Source organism: Planococcus sp. CP5-4_YE, from assembly GCF_019042655.1.
Classification (GTDB): domain Bacteria; phylum Bacillota; class Bacilli; order Bacillales_A; family Planococcaceae; genus Planococcus.
The window spans coordinates 1-21827 of sequence record NZ_JAHPZO010000011.1 but is presented as its reverse complement, the minus strand read 5'-3'; the positions used below and the strand labels follow the sequence as shown (position 1 = coordinate 21827).

At 44.6% G+C, this 21827-nt stretch carries 18 protein-coding genes and 2 pseudogenes; 4 read left to right on the top strand and 16 right to left on the bottom strand.

The annotated features are described in order from the left end of the window. Positions 1-2: 2 nt before the first annotated feature. On the bottom strand, positions 3-1310 hold the full coding sequence (locus KTG14_RS12525) for a 2-hydroxycarboxylate transporter family protein (RefSeq protein WP_254178151.1): 1308 nt from the start codon (positions 1308-1310) through the stop codon (positions 3-5). A gap of 385 nt (positions 1311-1695) precedes the next feature. On the opposite strand from KTG14_RS12525, the gene KTG14_RS12520 reads away from it, so the two are divergent. After that, positions 1696-2763: an alpha/beta hydrolase gene (locus KTG14_RS12520; protein ID WP_216971238.1), complete on the top strand. Its 1068-nt coding sequence runs from the start codon at positions 1696-1698 to the stop codon at positions 2761-2763. 104 nt (positions 2764-2867) lie between these two features. Here KTG14_RS12520 and KTG14_RS12515 read toward each other — a convergent pair whose 3' ends face one another. The 7 genes from KTG14_RS12515 to KTG14_RS12485 form a co-directional block, all read right to left on the bottom strand. After that, complete coding sequence (locus KTG14_RS12515) at positions 2868-3584, bottom strand: response regulator (RefSeq protein ID WP_216971237.1); 717 nt, start codon at positions 3582-3584, stop codon at positions 2868-2870. Continuing rightward, positions 3577-5190, bottom strand: a complete 1614-nt coding sequence (gene dcuS / locus KTG14_RS12510; protein WP_216971236.1) for a DcuS/MalK family sensor histidine kinase — start codon at positions 5188-5190, stop codon at positions 3577-3579. Before dcuS ends, KTG14_RS12515 begins: the two co-directional genes overlap by 8 nt. 518 nt (positions 5191-5708) lie before the next feature. Next, entirely contained in the window at positions 5709-6326 is a 618-nt protein-coding gene (locus tag KTG14_RS12505; protein WP_216971235.1) for an NAD(P)-dependent oxidoreductase, read from the bottom strand. A gap of 42 nt (positions 6327-6368) precedes the next feature. Then, complete coding sequence (locus KTG14_RS12500) at positions 6369-7334, bottom strand: nucleoside hydrolase (protein ID WP_216971234.1); 966 nt, start codon at positions 7332-7334, stop codon at positions 6369-6371. Positions 7335-7490: 156 nt separating this feature from the next. Further along, positions 7491-8090: a DUF4230 domain-containing protein gene (locus tag KTG14_RS12495; RefSeq protein ID WP_216971233.1), complete on the bottom strand. Its 600-nt coding sequence runs from the start codon at positions 8088-8090 to the stop codon at positions 7491-7493. 62 nt (positions 8091-8152) lie between these two features. Then, positions 8153-8629 (bottom strand): GNAT family N-acetyltransferase, encoded by a 477-nt coding sequence (locus KTG14_RS12490; protein ID WP_216971232.1) that lies wholly within the window; start codon positions 8627-8629, stop codon positions 8153-8155. A gap of 59 nt (positions 8630-8688) precedes the next feature. After that, positions 8689-9480, bottom strand: a complete 792-nt coding sequence (locus KTG14_RS12485) for a GNAT family N-acetyltransferase (RefSeq protein WP_216971231.1) — start codon at positions 9478-9480, stop codon at positions 8689-8691. A gap of 121 nt (positions 9481-9601) precedes the next feature. On the opposite strand from KTG14_RS12485, the gene KTG14_RS12480 reads away from it, so the two are divergent. Continuing rightward, complete coding sequence (locus KTG14_RS12480) at positions 9602-10351, top strand: SDR family NAD(P)-dependent oxidoreductase (protein WP_216971230.1); 750 nt, start codon at positions 9602-9604, stop codon at positions 10349-10351. Positions 10352-10568: 217 nt separating this feature from the next. Here KTG14_RS12480 and KTG14_RS12475 read toward each other — a convergent pair whose 3' ends face one another. Continuing rightward, positions 10569-12077, bottom strand: coding sequence for a DUF1846 domain-containing protein (locus KTG14_RS12475; RefSeq protein ID WP_216971229.1), 1509 nt, complete (start codon positions 12075-12077; stop codon positions 10569-10571). 736 nt (positions 12078-12813) lie between these two features. Between KTG14_RS12475 and KTG14_RS12470 the strand changes: the two genes are divergently transcribed. Together KTG14_RS12470 and KTG14_RS12465 are read left to right on the top strand one after the other, a co-directional pair. After that, the gene (locus KTG14_RS12470) at positions 12814-13647 is read left to right on the top strand and encodes a pentapeptide repeat-containing protein (protein ID WP_308461997.1); all 834 of its coding nucleotides are present in this window, start codon (positions 12814-12816) and stop codon (positions 13645-13647) included. A gap of 45 nt (positions 13648-13692) precedes the next feature. Continuing rightward, entirely contained in the window at positions 13693-13890 is a 198-nt protein-coding gene (locus KTG14_RS12465) for an integrase core domain-containing protein (protein ID WP_216971227.1), read from the top strand. Between the two features lie 779 nt (positions 13891-14669). On the opposite strand, the pseudogene istB (KTG14_RS12460) reads toward KTG14_RS12465, so the two are convergent. The 7 genes and pseudogenes from istB (KTG14_RS12460) to istA (KTG14_RS12430) all read right to left on the bottom strand — a co-directional run. Next, positions 14670-15421 (bottom strand): annotated as a pseudogene (gene istB / locus KTG14_RS12460) (IS21-like element helper ATPase IstB). Further along, positions 15418-16965 (bottom strand): IS21 family transposase, encoded by a 1548-nt coding sequence (istA, locus tag KTG14_RS12455; RefSeq protein ID WP_216971226.1) that lies wholly within the window; start codon positions 16963-16965, stop codon positions 15418-15420. Before istA (KTG14_RS12455) ends, istB (KTG14_RS12460) begins: the two are co-directional and overlap by 4 nt. Positions 16966-17112: 147 nt before the next feature. Further along, positions 17113-17673: pseudogene (locus KTG14_RS12450) on the bottom strand (ATP-binding protein); the annotation flags it as partial. 31 nt (positions 17674-17704) lie between these two features. Then, positions 17705-18478, bottom strand: a complete 774-nt coding sequence (istB, locus tag KTG14_RS12445; protein WP_216971225.1) for an IS21-like element helper ATPase IstB — start codon at positions 18476-18478, stop codon at positions 17705-17707. Further along, on the bottom strand, positions 18475-20007 hold the full coding sequence (gene istA / locus KTG14_RS12440) for an IS21 family transposase (protein ID WP_216971224.1): 1533 nt from the start codon (positions 20005-20007) through the stop codon (positions 18475-18477). Before istA (KTG14_RS12440) ends, istB (KTG14_RS12445) begins: the two co-directional genes overlap by 4 nt. Before the next feature lie 144 nt (positions 20008-20151). Next, positions 20152-20361 (bottom strand): IstB-like ATP-binding domain-containing protein, encoded by a 210-nt coding sequence (locus KTG14_RS12435; protein ID WP_216971223.1) that lies wholly within the window; start codon positions 20359-20361, stop codon positions 20152-20154. Continuing rightward, a partial coding sequence (gene istA, locus KTG14_RS12430; RefSeq protein WP_216971222.1) for an IS21 family transposase occupies positions 20358-21827 on the bottom strand: 1470 nt, incomplete at its 5' end. The genes istA (KTG14_RS12430) and KTG14_RS12435, both read right to left, overlap by 4 nt.

The following is a 21827-nucleotide window of genomic DNA, read 5'->3' as shown; positions in this document are numbered from 1 at the left end:
TATTAAATAAAAAACGGTATAAATATACTGGCCAATAACAAGATCAACGCGCCGCCGAGACGGGATGAAATTTGCGCAAATGGCATCAATTCCATGCGTCTTGCCGCAGACAGCACCGCGACATCGCCCGTTCCGCCCATATTCGCCATACATAGCCCTGCTGTGATGGCCGCTTCGATCGGGTAGAAGCCCATGAACTTCCCGACCACACCGGCACCGATGACGGCACCCACAACGACTGCCAAGACGATGAGCACGTATTGGATGCTCAAGGCATTGAGCACGGCTTCCAAGTCCGTATATGCGACCCCAATGCCGACCAATAACGCATTGGTCCAGTTGCGCGCCACGAATTCATACCACTGGCTCGCGCCTTCTACGATAATTTCCGGCATGACGTTGGCCACTTTCAGCGCTGCCACCAAAACGATCATGATGGCGTACGGATGAAGCGGGATAAAATCACCCAATAAGTTGCCTAAAATATAGAACGATACAGCAGCCAAGACGCCGATGCCCATTTTGGCCAAATCGTAGCTCGGCGTTTCTTTTTTCTCGTAATGGAAATTGCGGATCAGCTGGCCATTCCCCGTCAAACTCGGGTATTTATCGCCAATCAAGTTCAAGACACTCGCCAAGATGATGGCGAAGACATTGCCGAGTGCCAAAGCCGGCACTAAAATCGATAGGTAATACCCCGGTTCATTGCCAAGCATTTCCGAATAGACTTGGGACATCGGCACAGCGCCTGCCCCCATGCCGCCGCCCATGATCGGCATGGCGATGACGAGCACCGCTTCCTGGACGCTGAAGCCCAATACCATTCCGACTAAGGCAGCCAGTCCAACCGCTCCTGCCACCGCAGCGAGCAATGGCAAGGCATAGCGAACGCCCGCTTTCACCAAGATCTTCGATTCCATCCCTAAAATACTGCCGGTAATCAAAGCCGCAATATAGAAGTTGAGGAAATCGCCGTCTTTCATGAATTCCGTAATTCCTGCCGTCGTACTTTCAGGCATAAGCCCACTATAGACCATATAGGCGGATCCGAAAATAGCGACAATCGCGCCGCCTCCAAGGAATGTGCGGACGATCGGCATATGATTGCCGAACCAGCCCAATAATTCACCGAGCACCATGGTAATGAGTAACGCGCCGATCATGCCGGCCGGCAAGTTTTCGGTATACATCGCATAAATCGCAATAACTGCGAAAACCCCGAACCATAGAATCGGCATATTGAAAATCGTGAATTTGTCTTTCAAATTTCTCGCCGGCAACTGCGGCGGAATCTTGTTTGTTTCCTTCATCGTTGGACACCTCGTTTTCTTGAGCTTGGCGCTGTTCTAGTAAGCGCTTTCAATGTATTTCATATTCTAGACAACTTTCAGACAACTTCTAGCTTATGAAAGTATTGGTTTTATTGTAATTAAAAAAAGCAGCCGAAAAAATCGGCTGTGGATGGCAGGTGTTTCCCCAAATAACGACTTAGAGATCTTTCGATTGCTTCATTCTATGTTTCTTTTTAAAGAAACAAGTGAATATAAATAGAAAATATTGTTTTTCTGTCACAGGGCTTTTTCAGAAAAAATCCGGTAAAGATCGGTTCAAAGCAAATTGGAGTTTCAGACATTTACCAGCCAGGATAGTTCACATGCTTATAACTGGCTGTGTTGCTAAGGAGGAAGGTATAGGATGAATCCCACACATAAGGAGCTAACTTCAAGATTACAAGAAAATGCTGAACACTCAAAAAAGGGCAGTTTAAACATCATTAATAAGGAAATCCCTTTTCAAGAAGGCAGCCGAGGCTTAGACCCCCGAGTAAAAGAATTCCTTACTAACGAAGTCGATCCGCACGGCAGGCGTCCGCTCGAAATCGATGACCTGGAGATTACCCGAAAAAGAGTGGAAGTAAATAACAAAGATTTAAGTACTGGAATTCGTTCGGAAACCATGGAAATCTCCGTGGAAAATCGCAAAATCCCTTTAAATATTTATAACCGCACAACAGAAAAAAAGCCGGTCCTCGTTTACCTTCACGGTGGAGGTTTTTTTGAACGCGATATGGATGTCATGGAGAATATCTGCAAGTTTTTGGCACAGGAGGCCAATTCAGTAGTGGTCGGGGTGGAATATCGCCTCGCGCCGGAGCACCCTTATCAAGACGGACTGAACGACTGTTTTGAGACTGCCCGGTATATTTATGAACACCCCCAAGAGTTCCATATTGATGTCGACCAAATGGGGCTGGTGGGAGACAGTGTCGGGGGCAACTTGGCGCTCGGAGTCCAGCAGCTAAGTTTAGAGAAACCATGGGAATTCCGTTACCTCGGGATGCTTTGCCCACTAGTAGATTTATCGGACATATCAAGAAAATCGTGGAACATAAACCACTACGACATATCAAAAGATGAGGAATTAATTCGCCAGGAGCTGGTGACCATGAAAGACTCCCTTAGTTTCATTCAGACGCTCTATCTGACTAATCTAGAAGATGTGTTTCTGCCGCTAGTTTCGCCGCTCCTGCGCAATGATAAAACCAAGCTGCCGCCGATCACGATGATCACGGCAGAGTTTGACTTTTTGCGTATTCAAGGAGAAGAGTTTTCCGAGCAACTGCTAGAAGCAGGAGTTCCAGTCCGTCATTTTAAATACAAGGGGATGGATCACGCTTTTGTCAGAAAGCTCGGCTATTACCCCCAAGCAGCCGACGCGGTCAAAGAAGTTGCCAGCCATTTTTTAGAAGTGCTGCAAAAATAAATGCTCTTCAAATTTATGACATCAAAGAACCCGTCAAGCTTTTACGATAAGCTTGACGGGTTCTTTGTGATCATACATAAAAATAAAGCGCGGACTCGATGCTTTCATAGATATGAATCAAGGTGGCTGGCACCTTGTGGATTTACCCGGTATTGGTAGATAGGCCGCCCCACCCCGTAGGTCAAATCTTCCTGCAAATAGCCGATGGCGCTGAGGAATTTCAGGTATTTCCGGACGGAGACACGGGAAATCCGTGCCGACTGTGCCAGTTCATCTGTTGAAAACACCGCGCTTTCGTTCGACAGGATCACTTGCTGGATGGTCTGCAAGGTCGTTTTGGTCAGCCCTTTCGGCAAATGCTGGACAGCCGCTGATGAGGACGCGGACTGCTGTTTTCTGCCAAGCAGGCTGTCGATTTCCTGCTGGCTGATTTGCTTATTAACATGCAGTTTATGGAAATGGCTTTGGTATTGCAGCAGCGCTTCCTGGAAACGGCTGAACTCGAAGGGCTTGATCAAATAATCGGAAGCCCCGAGCCTCAAGGCGTGCTGGATTTGCTGGATTTCAGAGGCCGCCGTGATCAAGATGACGTCGAGGTCCTGTTTTTGTTCGCGGAGCATCTGCAAAAATTCGATGCCGGTGAGTCCCGGCATGTGGATGTCGAGCAACACCAAATCGACGTCCGACTTCGCCAGTATCGCGATGGCCTGCTGGGCGTTTCCAGCGGTGCCGATCACCTCAAAGCCGTCCATGCGCCCCACAAATTGCCGGTTCAACGCAGCCACCATCGGGTCATCTTCTACTATCATTACCTTAATCATCATTTTCACCCCTTGCTTCATACGGCAGCACCAACTCGAAGGTCGTGCCTTCGTTTTTCTCGGAGGCCACTTCAATCGAGCCTTCGAGTTGGTCTACGCTGTCTTTCACCAAATACAATCCGAATCCGCGGTGGTAGCCTTCCTTGCTGGAGACGCCTTTCGCGAACATCGTTTCCTGCAATTCCTCATGGATGCCGGTTCCTGTATCGCTGATCGTGATCGTCAGCAATTCATCGATATAGGAAAACGCGGCATGCACCTGCTTGTGTTCGGTCGCTTGGACATTGTCGATCGCGTTGTCGACCACATTCCCGATGATCGTAATCAGCTCGTGCGTGACCGCGGGGTCGTCCGGTTTTGGAATATCGGTCTCGCAACTGATCGAAAGATTAACCTGCGCTTCTCTCGCGAAACTGATTTTCCCGAGGATAAAGCCTGCCAGCACCGGGTCCTTGATGGAGCGCGTCACAGTGCCGACTTCCACGGCCTGGTGGTCGACCAATTTCGCGATAAACTGCGACACTTGCTCGTATTGCTCCATTTTAATCAAGCCGAGCAAGACATGCAGTTGATTCATGAATTCGTGCGACTGCGCCCGCAACGTTTCCGCATACATCTCGACGCCGGTCAATTGTTCGGCAAGCACATCGATTTCCGTCTTGTCCCGGAACGTCACCATCGCGCCAATCACTTGATCATTCACCAATAAAGGCACTTGGTTCGACAGGATCGACAGGCCATTGAGCTCCTGCTCCTCATCCAAGACGGTGCGTTGTTCAACCAGCACACTAGTCGTCACCAGGCCTGGCAGAAATTCGCCAATCTCCTTGCCGATCGGCTCCCGGCCCGTGAATCCGGCTTTTTCGAACAGTTCCCTCGCCGACCGGTTGGCAAGCATGATACGCGAATTTTGGTCGATCGCGATAACGCCTTCGTAAACGGAATGAAGCATCTGGTTGCGCTCTTCGTGGATGCGCGCGATTTCGGGAGGTTCCAACCCAAACAGGCTCTTTTTAATATAACGCGCCAAAAACAATGCGCCGATGATGCCGAATAATAAACCAGTCAGCGAACCGATCCACAGCGTCTGCCGGTTTTGCCCGACCGCCGCTTCCACTTCTTCCAAGGAAATGCCGACCGCAACGGCGCCGATTTGATTATCGTCCTCATCAAATACCGGCGTGAATGCACGCACCGATTGCCCGAGCGTCCCTTCCGCACGCGAGGTGTATTCCTCGCCTGCTAGCACGCGGAGTTCATCGCCCCCGGCAAACGACTTGCCGATATTATCCGGATTCGGATGCGATTTGCGGATGCCTTCCATATCCATGATGACAACAAATAACACATCTGCGGCTTGTTGCACAGCCAGTGCATAATCCTGTATATTCGCTTCCGCCGCTTCTCTCTCCAAACCTTCGTGAATGACTTCTGACTCTGCGGCGGTCCGGGAAATGCTGACGGCTTTATCTTCCAGCTGCTGCTCAATCCGGTCGCCCGATATGTCGGCCACCAGCAAATTGGTGATCACCAATGACACCAACACCACCAATAGCACGAACAGGATAATGATTGTACTCAATTTAAATCTCGATAAAAACGCCATGATGCACCTCATTCTTTACTGCGGAAAAATTCTTGTAAACAGATGTTTCTACTATAAGCTAAAATCCGCTCTAAAGAAAATCGGGGGAATGAACTAAAAAAGCAGCCGCAGGAAGAATGCGGCTGCTTTACTTATCGAGATACTCTAGTTAATCGTATTTTCCGAAGCTTATCGCTCGCTTTCCGTGGGGCGGGAATCGAGCCTCCTCGTCACTAAAACCGTTGCTCCCACATCTGCAAGCAGATGCGTCGCAAATGAATGTGCTCAGCGAAGCTTCGCTCACTCATTGCCTGCGGGGTCTCTCAAACCCGCTAGTCCCACAGGAAAGATAAGGTCTCACGTAGTTCGACCTTATCTTTGCGAAGTAATGCGCAGCATTATTGAGCAGAAGGGGTTACGAGCAAACGCTTCTCCAAATACTGAGACAGGTCATTGATTATTTAATGTCGCAAAGCTAATCTCTTTTTTACTTATAGCAGATTAAAACCTATTCCACCCTCTGAAAGCCACCTCATGATTCACGTCGCAATCCCGATCGACTTGTTTTCATACGCTGCATCTCCCAGCGCTTTCAAAATAAAATGCGCCACGTCGGCACGTGGAATGGTCTTTGATTTACCCGGCACGCCTTGTTCTGACTCCCGGTACTGCCCGCTAAGGGAATCATTGGTCAATCCCATCGGCCGGACGATTGTATAGGTTAGTCCAGCCTCTTGAATGGCATCGACAGCGGCGCGGTGATCGATTAGCACCTGCTTGAGCACACCCATCATCACTTTGCCGCCTATGCCCGGAAGTTCATCGTTAATTCCTGCCGATGCCGTGTAAACGATGCGCTTGACGCCATGCTGCTGCATACCCGCCACGATATTTTTCGCCATCGTTCGCAGATCCTTCGACTTTTTCATACCTTGATTCGAACCCAAACACGATACCACTGCGTCATGGCCGGCAATCGCTGCGGCGACTTGTTCCACGTGGAACGCATCTCCCTGCACCACCGTTAGTTTGTCGCCTGTCACTTTCAATTTGTCCGGTGTCCGCACAAACGCCGTCACTTCATAACCTTGTTCCAATGCTTGCTTGACGACTGATCGGCCCACGCCGCCCGTTGCACCGAATACGATAATTTTCATCACGCTTCACCTTGCTTTCTTATGAGTTGTCGAGCTATCAAATCAACGAGATTCCACGCGATCCGAAATAACTTTTACCGCTTTTACAAACTCCTCAACGAACGCTTCGCGATCCACGCTATGCAGCACATGGACATTCGGCTTTTTGCCTGTCCGGTTCGTGAAATCAACCACTGTGGCGCCCGCCGTAATGCCTTCGAGCGATGCTTCCACAAAACAATCCTGCCCTTCAAACAATTTCGGTCTCAATAAATACATAACCGCGCAGACATCATGGAAATGCAGCACTTGATCATAGTTGTCTTCGTGAAAAGGCGTTCTCTTGATGACATCCAAATAATGCGTAACGAGACCATATGCCTTCTTAGCAAATTCGGTACCAATAGCCAAAATACCTTTCGCTTCCTCCAGCGTGACAAATGCTTTATGGGTCACATCCAAGCCACTCATGACGACCGGAACTCCCGAGCGGAAGACGATTTCCACCGCATGCGGGTCGACATAGGCATTGAATTCAGCGGACGGCGACATATTGCCGCCGACTGCCGCTCCGCCCATCCACGAAATGCGCTCGATTTTCGGCTTCACTTCCGGATGCGCCAATAATAACGCCGCCACATTCGTCAATGGGCCAGTCGCCACGATGGTCATTTTCTCCTCGCTCAAAAGCAAAGTTTCCCGCATTGCGGCAATAGCTGGACGTTCGCTCACCGGCAAAGTCGGAGGCGGAAACTCAACATTCCCGAACCCGCTCTCCCCGTGGATCTCTTCCGCCATCTCGAGCTCGCGGAACATCGGCTGCTCCAAACCGCGCGCCACTTCCACATCCGCCCCGATGTAACTCAAGAACGTGCGTGCATTGTAATTGGTCTTATCCTGCGAAATATTTCCCGAACAGGTCGTCACCAAGCGCACATCAAAGAACTCCTCATGCGCGAACGCCAACGTCAGCATCATCGCATCGTCAATCCCCGGGTCTGTATCAATCATGATCGGTAATTTGGCCATCCCTGAAAACCACCTTTTCTCATCTGTTGGTTTTGATTTTACGCTAGTCGGGGCTTTAGGTGAAATGATAGCGAATGTCTCTATTGATTACTCAACAATCACTCCATGCAACAAGCCATCAAAGTCAGGAACCTTGATGGCTTGTGATTATATGCATTAATAAAATTCGATGATTACTTCTTCATACGCAGGAGTTTCAAGCAGTGCCGTTAAAATCTCTTCGGTGTTGTTGTCTGCTTCTTCCAAAAACCCTTGTTCGATTTTCTCTTTTTCAAGTTTCTCTTTTTCGGTATTTATATCTTCTATGATTTTTTGAGAAGGATAATCCGAGAACAACTCGTCTTTAATGTCTCTTATTTCCATGTTTTCAGTGTCCGCGACATTCTCAAGTATCTCTGCTTTCGGTACTCTCACGACCAATTGCTTTGTGCTCTCGTCGTATGAAGTTTCGATTTCCGAGGCTTTGGATCCCGCTTTTATATACCCATCGTATTCAATTAATCTGATCGCTTCTGCAAATTTAATATCCGATACCCCAGGCAAGGAAATGTTCTTACCCGTCTCACTGACTATGACATTGCTATATTCATACTCAAGTGATGCCAATTCTGCAATTTTTACTATTTGATCCTTCACCAAGGAAGCGTCGGAACTGCTGTTAGTGGCGACCCCAAATAAATTGGTTTGTGAAAATGCATAGCCAGCAGCTGCCCCTATAATTAATACAAAGAATAAAATTACAACCAGTTTTTTCATCGTTTAGTTCCCCCACATATCTAATTCCTTGCTCTCTCTATGGTAGACCAAAAAAAGATTTATTACACATATTGAAAAATAAGTTCCCCATCTTCCATTCCAGCAGGCGTAAACTCCAGCTTTTTAAGCAACTGAATGGAAGCCTGGTTTTCAGGAGAGGTTCCGGCTTTAATGGTAAGTCCGGGATATGCCTGCCGGATCCAGTGAATCATGGCTTGGACCGTTTCATAAGCATAGCCTTGCCTTTTAAAAATCGGGTTGATGGTATAGCCAATCCAACAAGCCTCGGCTTCCTTTTTCACAAACACATCCCCAATCAGAGACTCGTCGGCTTTATGGATGATCGCCAATTGGGCACCCTTTTCCACTGATGGCTCTCTTAATAAAACTTCTATATATTGTTCTCGGGTCAAGCCCTTAAAATATTGAAATTCCATCCATTCGGGGTTATTGCGGTACGTAATAAAAGCGTCCAAATCACTTTCAATAAAAGGCCTGATATAGCACCTTTCCGACTCAAAGATAGATGATTTCTGCATCTATTGCGTTCCTCCTCATGGACTTGCCGGTATTTAGAACCATCGCGGTCCTCCATCGCTTATGAGCGCGCTTGTACCTCTTTGATGCTTTTGCCATCCAAGAACGCATGGCCCGTCTGCATATTCAAGACGGTCTCGAATCCAGAGCGGGCATACACTTTTTCGACCCGTTCGTTAATTGGATGCACCCATAGTTTTTCTAGCTCCATCGCTTGCGCTTCCTTTTGTATGTATTCGAGCAACGCGCCGATTAACCCTTTTCCTCTGTAAGCCTCAATGGTCGCAACACTTTCAACTCTTCCCTGAGTTCCGTGGACAAACAAGCAGGCAGAAGAACACGGGACGCCATCGTATTTCAAAACGTAATGGCGGTAGCGCGGATCGTTGAATTCCGTCTCAAACACTTTTTCGCGCACCGCTTTCCCGCCGAACTCTTCAATTTGGCATTCTACGGATAAAGCCTCATCGTAATTCAGGCTGGTCACTTTCTCGATGACAATGTGTTCATTAACTGGAATCGGAGCAAGTTGCTGATTCCACAATTGAATCGGCTGTGAAAACTGTTCGATCTGAAACCCACTTTCTTTCAATATCTCCATAAAGGAGGTCAATGACTCTATATTCCCTAAATAAAACCTGGGCGTAATTCCTGAGGCTCGGTAAAACGAAACGACTTCACTGATCACATGGCCAGGCTCATCGGGTGGCCTGTTCACATAAGCATGATTGGCGTCATAATAATCCGGCTGCTTAGGGTTGCTGAACAATGTACCCCAAGGCCGGTCGTGCTTGGTGGAGAAAGACTGCAATAACGCAAAGTCCAGCTCCTCTATCTGCTTTTCTAACTCCATGCCTTCTCCCCCTTTTTCGTTTTCATTACCGTCTAAGTGATGGGTATCTAAATTTCCTCTAGCGAAGCGATTGCTATATACTGATTATACAGAATTTACTATGATATTTGGAGGAGATCAGATGATGTTCGAAGACAAAGTGGTCATTGTAAATGGTGGAACGGATGGAATTGGCAAGGAAGTAGTTCGGTTCTTTTGCAAAGAAGGCGCTAGCGTTCACTTTACGGGAAGAGACAGTGACAAAGGCGCACAAGTCGAGAGTGACTGCGATGGAAACGCTCACTTTCACCAAGTGGATAACAAAAATCCGGAAGAAATCGAAAACTTTTTTAACACACTTGAAACTGAAGGACAGACAATCGACATCCTCTTCAACAACGCCGGCGTTCTCTCTACCGGAATGGGACCCTTGTCTCGCGTAAAACTGGATGACTGGAATCAGTTGATTGCCGTCAATCAAACAGCGATTTTTCTCTACATGAAATATGCCTTAGCCGTGATGGGCAAGCAAAAACATGGCGTCGTGATTAATAATGCCGCGATCCTCGGAAACGATAAAGTCAATCCGATGCTGCCAGCTTATAGTGGCACTAAAGCAGCCGTCGTCGCGATGACCCAAAGCTCGGCCCTTCGTTTTGCGAATCAAGGCATCCGCGTCAACTGCATCTCCCCTGGCCCAACAGAAACTGACCTGGCCATCAAAGCATACGGCGGGAAAGAAAATTATGACAAGCAATCACAAGGGCATCCTAGAGGAAATTATGGGAAACCTAGTGAGATCGCGGAAGTCGTGCTTTTCTTGGCTTCAGACAAAGCATCTTATATAAACGGTGCAGAAATCGTTGTAGATGGCGGCTACTCGTTAAAATAAATAGACTTAGGAAACAGAATAAGATTATTTTCCTGTCGGATGAAACAAATTTATTTTTTACAGTCTTTCACAAGTAGCACTCGATTAATTTAATAAAGCAAAAAGGTTCATTCTTCTCATTAAAAGAAGAATGAACCTTTTCAATAAACGCGATAAAGGAAACTACATCCGCCTCAGGCTTCTATGTAAGAAGAAAAAGACAGGTATTTTCTAAAATTTAATTGTAATACAGGTTCTCAGTTGGATATACCGGATCATTGGTGATGTCGATTCCAAGCTTCTTAAAGGTCTGTTCGTTTTCTCTGTTCAATATAACCGTAGAATGAGCTTGGGTGTCTTTTAAATGTGGCAATTGCTTATAAGCCAGCTCTGAAGTAGGATTCGTGACCGCACTGATTGCCAGTGCAATGAGCACTTCATTGGCGCTTAATGTCGGGACGCGGCTATTCAAGTCATCGGTTTTCAAGCGTTGAATCGTCTGTAAAATCACCGGCGACAACAAATCAATTTCATCGGAAATATTGGTCAATTTCTTTAACCCATTCAAAATCGCGGCTGCCGAAGCATCCATCAAAGTGGTCGTTCGACCGGTGATCATCTCGCCATTAGGCAGTTCTATCGCAATGACGGCTTGTAAATTCGTGCTGTCAATTTGTGCTTGGACTTCTTTCGCATAATTACGCGCAGGCCATACAGGTGCCCGATCCTCTTTTTTTAAACCGGTCTCTTCTAGAATCACTTGCATGTGGCGTACACTGTCTTCATCGGCAAGCCCTTTTTTATAATCGTTCTCTACGATGAAACTGCGCCGAATGATTTCCTGCTTGGCAGCTTCCTGGACAACGCCATCATCCGTGATGCCCGATTTCAGGCGATTGACCCCCATATCAGTCGGTGAGCTGTAGACAGACTCTTTGCCGGTGATTCTTTCAATGATCCGTTTGATGACAGGAAATGTCTCAATATCACGATTGTAATTGACCGCTACTTTCTCATACGCTTCATAATGATAATTATCAATCATGTTTACGTCTTTTAAATCGACAGTAGCCGCTTCATAAGCGATGTTTACTGGGTGCTTTAACGGCAAGTTCCAAACTGGAAAAGTCTCAAACTTGGCATAGCCGACTTCATTTCCAAGTCTATTCTCGTGGTACATTTGGTTAAGGCAGGTGGCAAGCTTTCCGCTTCCTGGGCCAGGGCCCGTTACTACCACGATTGGTTTTGTCGTTTTAATATAAGGATTCGTCGCAAATCCTTCTTCCCCAAGTACTGCCTCCACGTTTGCCGGATAACCTTCGATTTCGCGGTGAATACAGACGTTAATTCCACTTCTCTCAAGCTTAGTCATAAATACTTTGACTGTTGGCTGCCCCTGGTAACGGGTGATCAAGACACTGTTGACAGAAATGCCGTATGCCCGGTATTCATCAATCAAGCGCAGGACATCTTGGTCATAAGTGATGCCGTAATCTTCACGGACTTTGTTTCGTTCGATGTCTCCAGCATAGACACAGATAATGATTTCCGCCTTTTCTTTCAGTGTATGCAATAGTTTGATTTTGGCATCTTCATCAAATCCAGGCAACACACGCTTGGCATGTTTGTCGCCTATCAATTTCCCGCCAAATTCCAAGTAAAGTTTATCGTACTGCTGCACCCGCTCCAGGATGTAGGCTGATTGTTCCTGCAAATATTTCTCCGAATCAAATCCAATTTTTTTCATTAATTTTGGTCCCACTTTCTATGCTTAAAGCTTTCTCTTAACTCAATAGATAAAAACTTCTTAAGAGAAAATTCAAGCTAAAATTCATCCCTTTATCATTACATAGCTTTTTTAGAAAGTCGACCCAGCCAATTCAATTATTGAGTGATTCTAATAAGCTTAATATTAATCTTATCATCAATGCATTCAAACAAAATAACGAAATTTAGACCCTTGTTCAGCAAATCCCATGGGCCAAAACTTTATTTACTTTTGATAGTTTTCATTTATTGAACCGTTTATAGCGTTTGTTTAATGATATAACCGCATTTACTTGTGGTACGGCTCACCGTACTGGATCTAAATGAGGTTTAAATTTAAAAAACCATAAAAATTTTATTAACTAGCCTGTTCCTTTCAAAAGAATTTAAAATATTAAACATACTTGAAATGTATCTAGTATGTTATGTATAATATGATTACAACAATAGCTCAATTGGCTAGAGCGTTCTGAAACTATTTCAGAAGGTTGCAGGTTCGAGTCCTGCTTGTTTTAAAGAATTAATTAGTAATTCTTTAAAACAAGCAGGTTTCATTAGCTTTGTTCTTATGTAGAAAAATGAAATATTGTATTGCCCACCAAATGTCTATTTTGGGGGTTTTTTTATTTTTAAGTAGCTTAGTGTCAAAAGATTTTTATCTATTATCGGGTTGAAGTAAATCTATTGTGATAAAGGAAGTTTTTCAATTGAAAAAAGTGTTTTCGTGGATCTTTAAAAATGAATTAGCATTAATGGTTTCTTTTTTTGTCCTTTTAGCAATTACAACTATATCGCTTACTCTTCTATATGATTATATCCCCATTATTATACGTAAAAGCATATATGGAGAAATTTCCTTTTGGGAAGGTTTTTTAGTGAATCTTCATAACTCAGTATTTGATTTTCTAATTCTTGGAGTGATGTTATATTATTTTACAAACCGGATTAGTGAGAAAAGGAAAATAGAAGAATATCATAGTAATATCGACGATACTAGATTTTGGTTTAGGGAAGAAGCGACCAGTAAGATAGTTGCTAATATAAATCGATTAAACCAAAATGGTCATACTAAAATTAATCTTTCCAAGTGCTTTTTAAAAGATGCTCATCTTAGGAATGTAAAAATTATAAATAGCGAATTAATGGGAACAGTCCTAGAGGGCGCTACGCTTCGGGGCGCCATATTAACTGGATCAGATTTTAAAGGCGCAAAACTGCAGAATGTAAACTTTAACGGTGCTTCATTGAATGAAGCAAAAATGAAATATATATTTTGTGATAAGACAAACTTTACAGGGGCCAATTTAACTAACACTGATTTTAAGCAAGCACGATTAATTAATTCAAATTTTAAAAGTGCAATATTTAAAGGTGCTGATTTAAATAAAGCAGAATTCGACAACTCGTCGTTTATAAAGGCTAACTTTATTGGTGCTAAGAATATCGATATTAATAATATAGTTAAAGCGAAGACACTTAAAGGTTCAAAGTTCGATATTCAAATTAAATTAATAATTGATAGTATTAAACCTGAGTTATTTGAAAATTAATAATATACTATAAAATGTTGATACTCTTTTTTGCTTTTTAATGAGATGAAGCAGTCGATTTCCCACCGGGGCAACTGCCTCGACAACGCCTCCATCGAATCGTTTTTTAGTCACTTCAAAGATGATGTCGATTTTAAACCCGCCATCAGCCTGGCCGAATTGAAAGGGCTGGCGGATGACTATATGGAGCATTACAACGGAATGCGCAAGCCATGGAATTTAAAAAAGATGACTACGGCATAATACCGAAGTCATTTGATCGCAGCCTAGCTGCAGGATACCTTTTTTATAAACTGCTCATTAAACGGGGCGCCGTGCAGTTGTTAGCATTTTCATCCTTTTATTTAAATCACATCCTAAACAGTTCACTTTTGTAGTATCTGCCGTTTGGGACTTATTTTGAAGTTCTCTCTGCTACTTTGCTATTTCTATGTTTTTGCACAACATTTTGTTAACGTCCATTTACACAATTGATTTTTGTTAGTGCTAGTCCTTCTGCATGCAAAGCCATAACGTTACAATAAGATTTATTATAGTTGGGGAAAAATTTATTTATTTTAAATCCCCTAGTATATAACTTAAATCTTTTTTTAATTGGTTATATACTTTTTTACGTAGCTCATCATCTTCTCTAATATACATACTCAGAGCCGAGTTGCTTACACTAAAAAATGGAAGCCTCTTTCTTCCCAACCTTGATAAGGTTTGATTCATTTTTTGATATTTCTCTTCCTTTTTTACTGAATCATGGGAATCATTGAGTATTGCGGAACGAAAAAGCCACGTGTGCGGAGATTTGAGCCATCAATTGCGGAGAATGTGGCCAGTAAATGCATAGAAGAGAGCCACTGGCTAGATTTTACCGGTGACTCTCTTTTTGTATATTGTCAGTGAAGAAAGACAAGCTCGAGAACCACTCGTGCCATAAAATAGAACCACCTCGGACAAAATTTAGAACCACTTCGGACATCTGAGAACCACTCATAAGAATAAGAAGGCCGCCCAACGGCGGCTTTTTATGCTTATGACTGAATCCCAAGTCTTTCGCGCATGGAAATCTTACCATCAATCAAAATGGAATGAGAACTGTGAATGGCACGGTCAAGGATGGCATCTGCGAGCGTGGCTTCTCCAATCTGTTCATACCAACCGCTAGGTTCAAACTGAGAACAGAAAATGGTCGAGGCGTTTTGATACCTGGATACCTGGCTTCGACGATTTCTAGCACATCACGGGCTTCGTGCTCTGTCAGAGAGACAAGCAACCATTCGTCCAAAATTAATAAGTTTACCTTTCGGTAAGCTTTCATGTGTTTCTGATAGGTTCCGTTCAATCGTGCAAGGGCAAGCTCATCGAGTAAGTCGGGCAGGCGGATGTACTTGGCTGTATAACCATTCCGACAAGCGCTGATTCCGAGCGCGCATGCCAGATAGGATTTTCCGTTGCCAGATGCGCCTTTTAGGATGACGTTCTGCTTCTCGCCAATGTAATTGCAGCTGGCTAAGCGCAAGATGGTCGTGCGATCGAGCTTGCGGTCTTCGTGGTATTGGATGTCTTCAACACAAGCATCGGGCATACGTAAATTCGCAGACCGGATTAGCCGATCCAATTTATTGTTCTTTCGGCGGATGTACTCACTATCGATCAATAAATTAAAACGGTCTTCGAACGACAGTTCCTGGTATTGCGGATCTTTCATCTGCTCATAATACGTATCGGCAATCGCGCTCAAGCGCATCTCGTTTAGTTTGGTGATCGTGGATTCAATGGTCATTGGTCTTTCCTCCCGTAATAGTCTGCCCCTCTGACAAACCCATGCTCTTTTGAAAGGCTAACAGTTTTCTTTTGCGACAGAGTCGTCGCTTTGACTTCACGCTCTGTTTTTAGAATTGTTTTGATCGTATTCAAGCTCACCCTTGGAGAGAAGGTTAGTGACTTTTCGCAAGCCACTTCGAGTTCACGTTCGCTATACTGCGCAACGAGTTTAGACAGCCCTTGGCACAGTTTTAATGCCTGCTTTTCATTGGTGCCATTGGCTAAAATCGTGCGGACTGCTTTTTCCGTAGAGGGTCCGACGGACTCTCCCCATTCAATAAAATGCTTTGGCGTAAACAGAAGAAATTGCTGATGCTTAGCGGGCAGATGTTCGAACACCGTAGACGTTTGCCCATCCTTTCCAAACAATCGCTTGTGGGAGGCAATCCGGAAGTTGTTAAAGAATACCTCTACCATCGTTCGGGTGATACGGATTTCCACCACATGTTTAATGTATTCATAGGGCACGGAATAATACATTTTATCTTCTACGATATGATAATCTGGTTGTAGGGTGGCTTTCTTCCAGTGAGCCATTTCGTATCGGGAAGCAGGCAAGGGCAGAAGCGCAAACTTCTCCTCTTCCAAGAAGGCAGAGAGCCGGCTTCCCTTTTTCTTTTGAAATTCTTTTTGATTGAATTCATCCAATTTAAGCCGAACGGCTTCGTTCAGTTCTTGTAATGAAAAGAATACTTGGCTCCTTAAGGAAGCGATAATCCACGTGGTGATTGTACCGACGGTTCCTTCGACACTTGGTTTATCCTTTGGTTTCCTGACGCGTGCGGGGATAATAACCGTCTGGTAATGCTCTGCTAGCTCTTGATACGTTCGGTTAATCACAGGGTCACTATAAGACGGTTTATCGACGCCGGTTTTCAAGTTGTCTGGGACCACGGTCTGGGTGACGCCCCCAAAGAATTCAAAGGCGTGGATATGCCCGGTGATCCAATTCAGGGAATTCATAGAATAGAATCCTTCGACATACGAGTAGGAGCTGCACGACAAAGTAGCCGCAAAAAGAAAGACCTCGTGCACTTCACCGGTCGTTTGATCTCGGACGCTCATAGTAGAACCTGCCCAATCAACTTCCAGAGTTTCAGCCGGCTTACGCTTGATGCGCATGGTAGCTTTGGTTGTCGTGACGAACTTGCTGTATTCTCGGCAGAATTGACGGTAGCTGTAGGGAATCTGATTTCCATTGCGGCAGACAATCACATACTCATGCCAGAGCAGTGAGAGCGTCACGCCCGTTTTTGCCATTTCTTTATGGACGTAGTCCATGTCAGGCAAGTGCCTTTCGTCTTTCACATGCTTCTCGGGAAACAGAAGCTTCTGAAGTTCTTTGTCTCCGAGATCCTCCGACAAGGGCCAGGAAATCCCTTTCCTTTCTGCTTGTTCCAGCACTTCAGTGATGGTGTTGCGTGAACACTTACAGCTTGCTGCGATTCCCCGTTTAGATACTTGTTGAGAATTTAGCCGGAGAATCTCCCGATATTTGATCATAAAAAACCTCCTATACCATCAATTTGCGAAATATTCCGCAAACTAATTATATAGGAGTGGTTCTCGCATGTCTTAAGTGGTTCAATTTTTTGTCCGAAGTGGTTCTAAAATATGGCACAGGTGGTTCTGTTAAGTGGCTGTATGCAGTCAGCGAGGCGCGACTAAACTATGTCGTTCACGCATTGAGATTTTGCCATCGATCAATATTTTATAGGAATCATGGACAATTCGGTCGAGAATTGCATCAGCCACTTGGGCTTGTCCAAGTTTGGAATGCCACCCTTCGGGTGAGAACTGCGAACAGAAGATGGTAGAAGTCCGTTTGAGCCTCGCATCGATAATTTCTAACACGTGAAGCACTTGGTCTTGCGACAACTCACTCAGGAGCCATTCATCCAGTATCAATAAATCAATGGATCTGTATTTTTGAATCAGTTTGCGAAAACTTCCGTCTGCCTCATGTTTAGCAACGGCAAGTTCATCCAATAATTCGGGCAAGCGGATGTATTTCACCTTGTAGAATTGCCGGCAGGCTTGAATGCCGAAGGCATTTGATAACCACGTCTTCCCGTTGCCTGAAGCACCCATAAGGATAATGTTATGATGCTTCTGAAGATAGGTGCCGGACGCCAACTCTAAGATTAACTGCTTATCCAACTTACGGTCAGCGTGGTACTCGATCAGTTCCACCGATGCGCTCGAGTGTAACCGTCAAGTAGAATTCAACACTTTTCCCCAATTAAGATTCAACACCTGGATTTTCAAATAGTGACTTTCTATATTTCATCCGGATACTGTCTTGCGTTTCATCAAACGTAAGAATTTCACTCCGGTGAAGAAGGCGATCTAGAATGGCCGTTGTTAAGGTGGGATCCCCCAAAAATTTTCCCCATTCAGCTGGACCCTTATTCGAAGTCAAGATAAAGGCTGCTTTGTCATACATTTCATAAATAAACTGGAAGAATAAATGGGCCTCTTGAGGCTCATAAGCCATATACATGACATCATCAATAATAATCAGATCAGAACTCGCTATGCGCTTATATCTGGTTTTTGACTTGCTCGTGTATTCTTTTGATTTCAATACATAGATGAGACGCTCCATTGATATGAACGACACTTGATACCCACGCTCGATGGCGTGGATACCTAATGCAGTCGATAAATGAGTTTTGCCAGCGCCTGTCGGCCCCATCATGATTAACGTGAAACGATTGTCAATCCAAGACAGTTCTTTTAACACATTGAGTTGCTTTTCACCAATGGCGGTTTGTTCTTCCAAGCGAAACTGCTCAAATGTTAATACCTCCGGGAACTCCGCCCATTTCATGAGCTTTTCGCTGGTTTTTCGTTCTCGGCAACGCATTTCATAACTAAGCACTTCATGGATAAATTCATGATACGTCCATCCCTTCGCTTCGGCTTCGCGAAGAAAATTCGGCAGTTCTTTGGCCGTTTCTGCTAACCGTAAGGTTCGGCACTTTTCTTGTAATCCGTCATAGGGATGACTCATCGATTCTTACCTCCTCGAAGGACGGAGAGATAAATATCCGTTGTCCGTTCTGGAGCTACGATGTCTTTGTACTTTTCGTTTATCGTGCCGACCTTCTTTTGCTGTTTCTGGCTATCTATCTCTAACGAGATAGCGATGTCCCTTAAATCGTTGGCGCTCATTAGCTTAAGTCGTTTGACTTCTTCTAACGCTTCATCCACAAAGTCAGGGTAGTTCCCGATGACGGATTGGACAACTTTCAATTGGTCAATCAAGTGGCGGGGATATCGTTCGGTTAATTCTTCAATGAACCAGGTACTTGTCTTTGTTGCTGTCAATTGGCTTTGAATCTGTTGGATTAATAATTCCCGTTTGGTCTGATCTCGTTCGCGATGAGAAGGGTCTGAAATGACGGATCCTTTACCGGTTGCCAATGAGTGCTTCGCTAAAATCTCCCCATGTTCCTGAAGACGTATATAAAGGTAGTCGTTATCGGTTTGAATATAAGCAATGTTTGGCGCACCCTTACGGTATGTGCCACGAGGTACACTGTACCGATTTGCTTCAAACCGAATGACATTGTCATGCTGAATATCTCTTGTTATACTCGAAGTGAAGACTTTTTCAAAAATGTAAGTCCCAGAGATCTTTTGTAGGTGTTGCTTTTCCAGGGCGTGCACCTCAAAAGGTCTTTTTTTGATATTGTGATGCACTTTCTTATTGCCGGTTCGTTCTAGCCACTTCATGCAGTCACCTTGCCATTCCATTAAATTATCAAAGGTGCGATTTTTCATGAAATTGTTTTTTACATATTTTACGACTTGTTCGATTTTCCCTTTTGATTGGGGATCCGATTTTCGACAAAGATAGACTTTGAATTTTCGTGTCTGTTGATATTTAGTGAATTCGGCTGTCATAATCAAATCTCCCGAATTTTCACTAACCATGAGTAGTCGATCTTGATCATAGACGATTTCTTGCGACATACCGCCAAAGTGGCGAAAGGCATTCTCATGCATATGGATTAAATCACTTGCCCGAAAGGGTCGGTCCAAAAACTCCACATATTTAAACCTCGAATGTGCTAACACGAAGCCGATAAAGTACAACCTCTTGAACGTCCCTTTCGTAGTTAATACCTTCTTCTCTCCAAAATCCACTTGAATTTGCTGACCCATCGGTAGTTCCGGAACGGCACTAAAGGTTCGCTCTGCAGTCTGCTTGGGAATGTGATAGATTTCCCGCAATTCGTTCACATAATTCCTTACGGTATTTTCAGCGATAGAATTCACCCCCAACCGTTCCTCCAGCCAATCGAAAATCTGTGCACCTGTTAGATCAGGATGCTCTTTCAGCCAGCTGACAATTTCTGAACGGTAAGGATCCAGTTTCTTGCTTCTGTTTTGCAGCGAAAGAATAAATTCGCAAAACTCATCAGGTGTCATCTTTCCATAATCAATCACCCGATTTCTAGATATCTTCAGCTTTCTAGCAATCGCGCTATTCGTAAATCCCGCGCTGCGTAGTTGGTGAATCTCGTTGTAAATCATAAACTTTTCCACTCCTCATTCCTCACTTTCAATAGACTCTCTCAAGTATATTAAAAGTGCTTAGGTATCGGTAAACTGTTGATTCTTAATTGGCGGAATCTGTTTACCGTTATTTGTGGAAAACTGTTTAATCTAGTTTAGCGTTTACATCGAGTCATCAAACGTCGCCTGTTTAATCAGTCGGTCCAGTTTATTCGACCTCCTGCGATCGTATTCCGTATCCACCAATAGGTTAAAACGATCATCAAAATCCATCCCCTGGAAGTCTTTATTTTCATTCTGCAGTTGATATAAGTCCGCCATTCCACTCATCTTCATGTCCATTAATTTTCGTAAGGTTTCTTGATTGATCATTTTTTATCCCTCCCAAAATAGGTAGCGCCTCTGGTAAAACCATAATCCTCTGTCTGCGGTTCCCGCACGAGTTGTTTGTCCGCTTGCTTTTTCTTCTGCCTCGCTAAGATGCTTTTCAGCACGGCAACGGTTGGATGTGAGGATATCTTCAGTAACGTCTTGGTCGCTGCCTCAAGCTCTGTGCTTGTTTTTTTAGAAGCCGTATTTCTCAATCCATTCAATATATTCAACGCTTTCTTTTCGACATTCGTTTTTAGAATATGTTCAACCAGACGTTCCATATTTGGTCCGATCTCCTTCGCCCATTTCCGGTTATTTTCTGGGTTATGATCGAGATAACGCCGGTGGTGATCTGGCAGGTGATCCAGGTTTGTGGCATATGAATCTTCCGATTTTCGTTTGCGTGGATGGGATGCAATGCGCACATCTTTAAAGTACAATTCAATTACATCCGCAGTGATTCGAACATCGACATCCTCGCGGACGTATTCATAAGGAACGGAATAGAACTTATAGTCCACTTGAACATGGTAGTTCGGTTGGACTTTGGCAGTTGCCCATTCCGTCATCTTGAACCGTGTTGGGGGTAGAGGGTGAAGGTGGCTCTTCTCCTCTTCTTCAAACACTTTGAATCTAGAACCTTCGCGCTTTTGAAAGTCCATCGTATTAATTTCTTCCAGCTTTTCAAAGATCCGCGCATTCAAATCCTCAAGATGAAAACATTGGTAGTTTCGTAAAGATGCGATGATCTGTCTTGAGATGTATCCAACAGTTCCTTCTACACTCGCTTTATCTTTCGGCTTTCGGACGCGACTAGGCACGACAACCGCCCGGTAGTAATCAGCTAATTCCCGGTAAGCTTCGTTAATTATGGGATCGCCCCGGTGGGGCTTCGTCACGCCGGTCTTTAAGTTGTCAGGGACCAAAACCTCGGCCACGCCTCCAAAATATTCGAATGCATGAATATGGGCGCGTAGCCAGGAAGTTGATTTCATATCTAGAAATGCCTCTACATAACTCAATTGACTGTAGGGAAGAGTTGCGATGAACACGTACGCTGGTATAATTTCGCCGGTCGTATTATCCATGATTTTAAGCGTCGTTCCTGCCCAATCCACTTCTAAGATCTCACCTGGTTTTCTTCTAATCGGCATGGTCAGTTTATGCTTCTTTGCGAAGTTCCCATATTTTTCAGCGAATGTCCGATAAGCATAAGGGACTTTTCCATCTTCTCTGGCTGCACTTGCGTATTCATTGTGCAGAAGCGTCAGCGTGACGTTTTTCTTTTGAAGTTCTTTGTGAACCCACTCGAAATCAACCGGGCAATAGCCCTTTTCAATCGCTTGTTTCTCAGGGAATAGGTAAGTCCCAAGCCATTGGTTATTCATGGAATCCTCCAACTCCCTGATTCCTCTTTCTTTAGCCCGCTGAACAACTTCGGACAAAAAATTGAACCACTTAAGACA

Bases quoted from the DNA above. Each gene is read 5' to 3' on its own strand.
- KTG14_RS12485 (WP_216971231.1), bottom strand. From the start codon at position 9,480: ATGGAGTTAGAAAAGCAGATAGAGGAGCTGGACTTTGCGTTATTGCAG.
- KTG14_RS12520 (WP_216971238.1), top strand. From the start codon at position 1,696: ATGAATCCCACACATAAGGAGCTAACTTCAAGATTACAAGAAAATGCT.
- KTG14_RS12525 (WP_254178151.1), bottom strand. From the start codon at position 1,310: ATGAAGGAAACAAACAAGATTCCGCCGCAGTTGCCGGCGAGAAATTTG.
- KTG14_RS12505 (WP_216971235.1), bottom strand. From the start codon at position 6,326: ATGAAAATTATCGTATTCGGTGCAACGGGCGGCGTGGGCCGATCAGTC.
- istB (WP_216971225.1), bottom strand. From the start codon at position 18,478: ATGAGTCATCCCTATGACGGATTACAAGAAAAGTGCCGAACCTTACGG.
- istA (WP_216971226.1), bottom strand. From the start codon at position 16,965: ATGATCAAATATCGGGAGATTCTCCGGCTAAATTCTCAACAAGTATCT.
- dcuS (WP_216971236.1), bottom strand. From the start codon at position 5,190: ATGGCGTTTTTATCGAGATTTAAATTGAGTACAATCATTATCCTGTTC.
- KTG14_RS12475 (WP_216971229.1), bottom strand. From the start codon at position 12,077: ATGAAAAAAATTGGATTTGATTCGGAGAAATATTTGCAGGAACAATCA.
- istA (WP_216971224.1), bottom strand. From the start codon at position 20,007: ATGATTTACAACGAGATTCACCAACTACGCAGCGCGGGATTTACGAAT.
- KTG14_RS12465 (WP_216971227.1), top strand. From the start codon at position 13,693: ATGAAGCAGTCGATTTCCCACCGGGGCAACTGCCTCGACAACGCCTCC.
- KTG14_RS12495 (WP_216971233.1), bottom strand. From the start codon at position 8,090: ATGAAAAAACTGGTTGTAATTTTATTCTTTGTATTAATTATAGGGGCA.
- KTG14_RS12435 (WP_216971223.1), bottom strand. From the start codon at position 20,361: ATGATCAATCAAGAAACCTTACGAAAATTAATGGACATGAAGATGAGT.
- KTG14_RS12480 (WP_216971230.1), top strand. From the start codon at position 9,602: ATGATGTTCGAAGACAAAGTGGTCATTGTAAATGGTGGAACGGATGGA.
- KTG14_RS12515 (WP_216971237.1), bottom strand. From the start codon at position 3,584: ATGATTAAGGTAATGATAGTAGAAGATGACCCGATGGTGGCTGCGTTG.
- KTG14_RS12490 (WP_216971232.1), bottom strand. From the start codon at position 8,629: ATGCAGAAATCATCTATCTTTGAGTCGGAAAGGTGCTATATCAGGCCT.
- KTG14_RS12500 (WP_216971234.1), bottom strand. From the start codon at position 7,334: ATGGCCAAATTACCGATCATGATTGATACAGACCCGGGGATTGACGAT.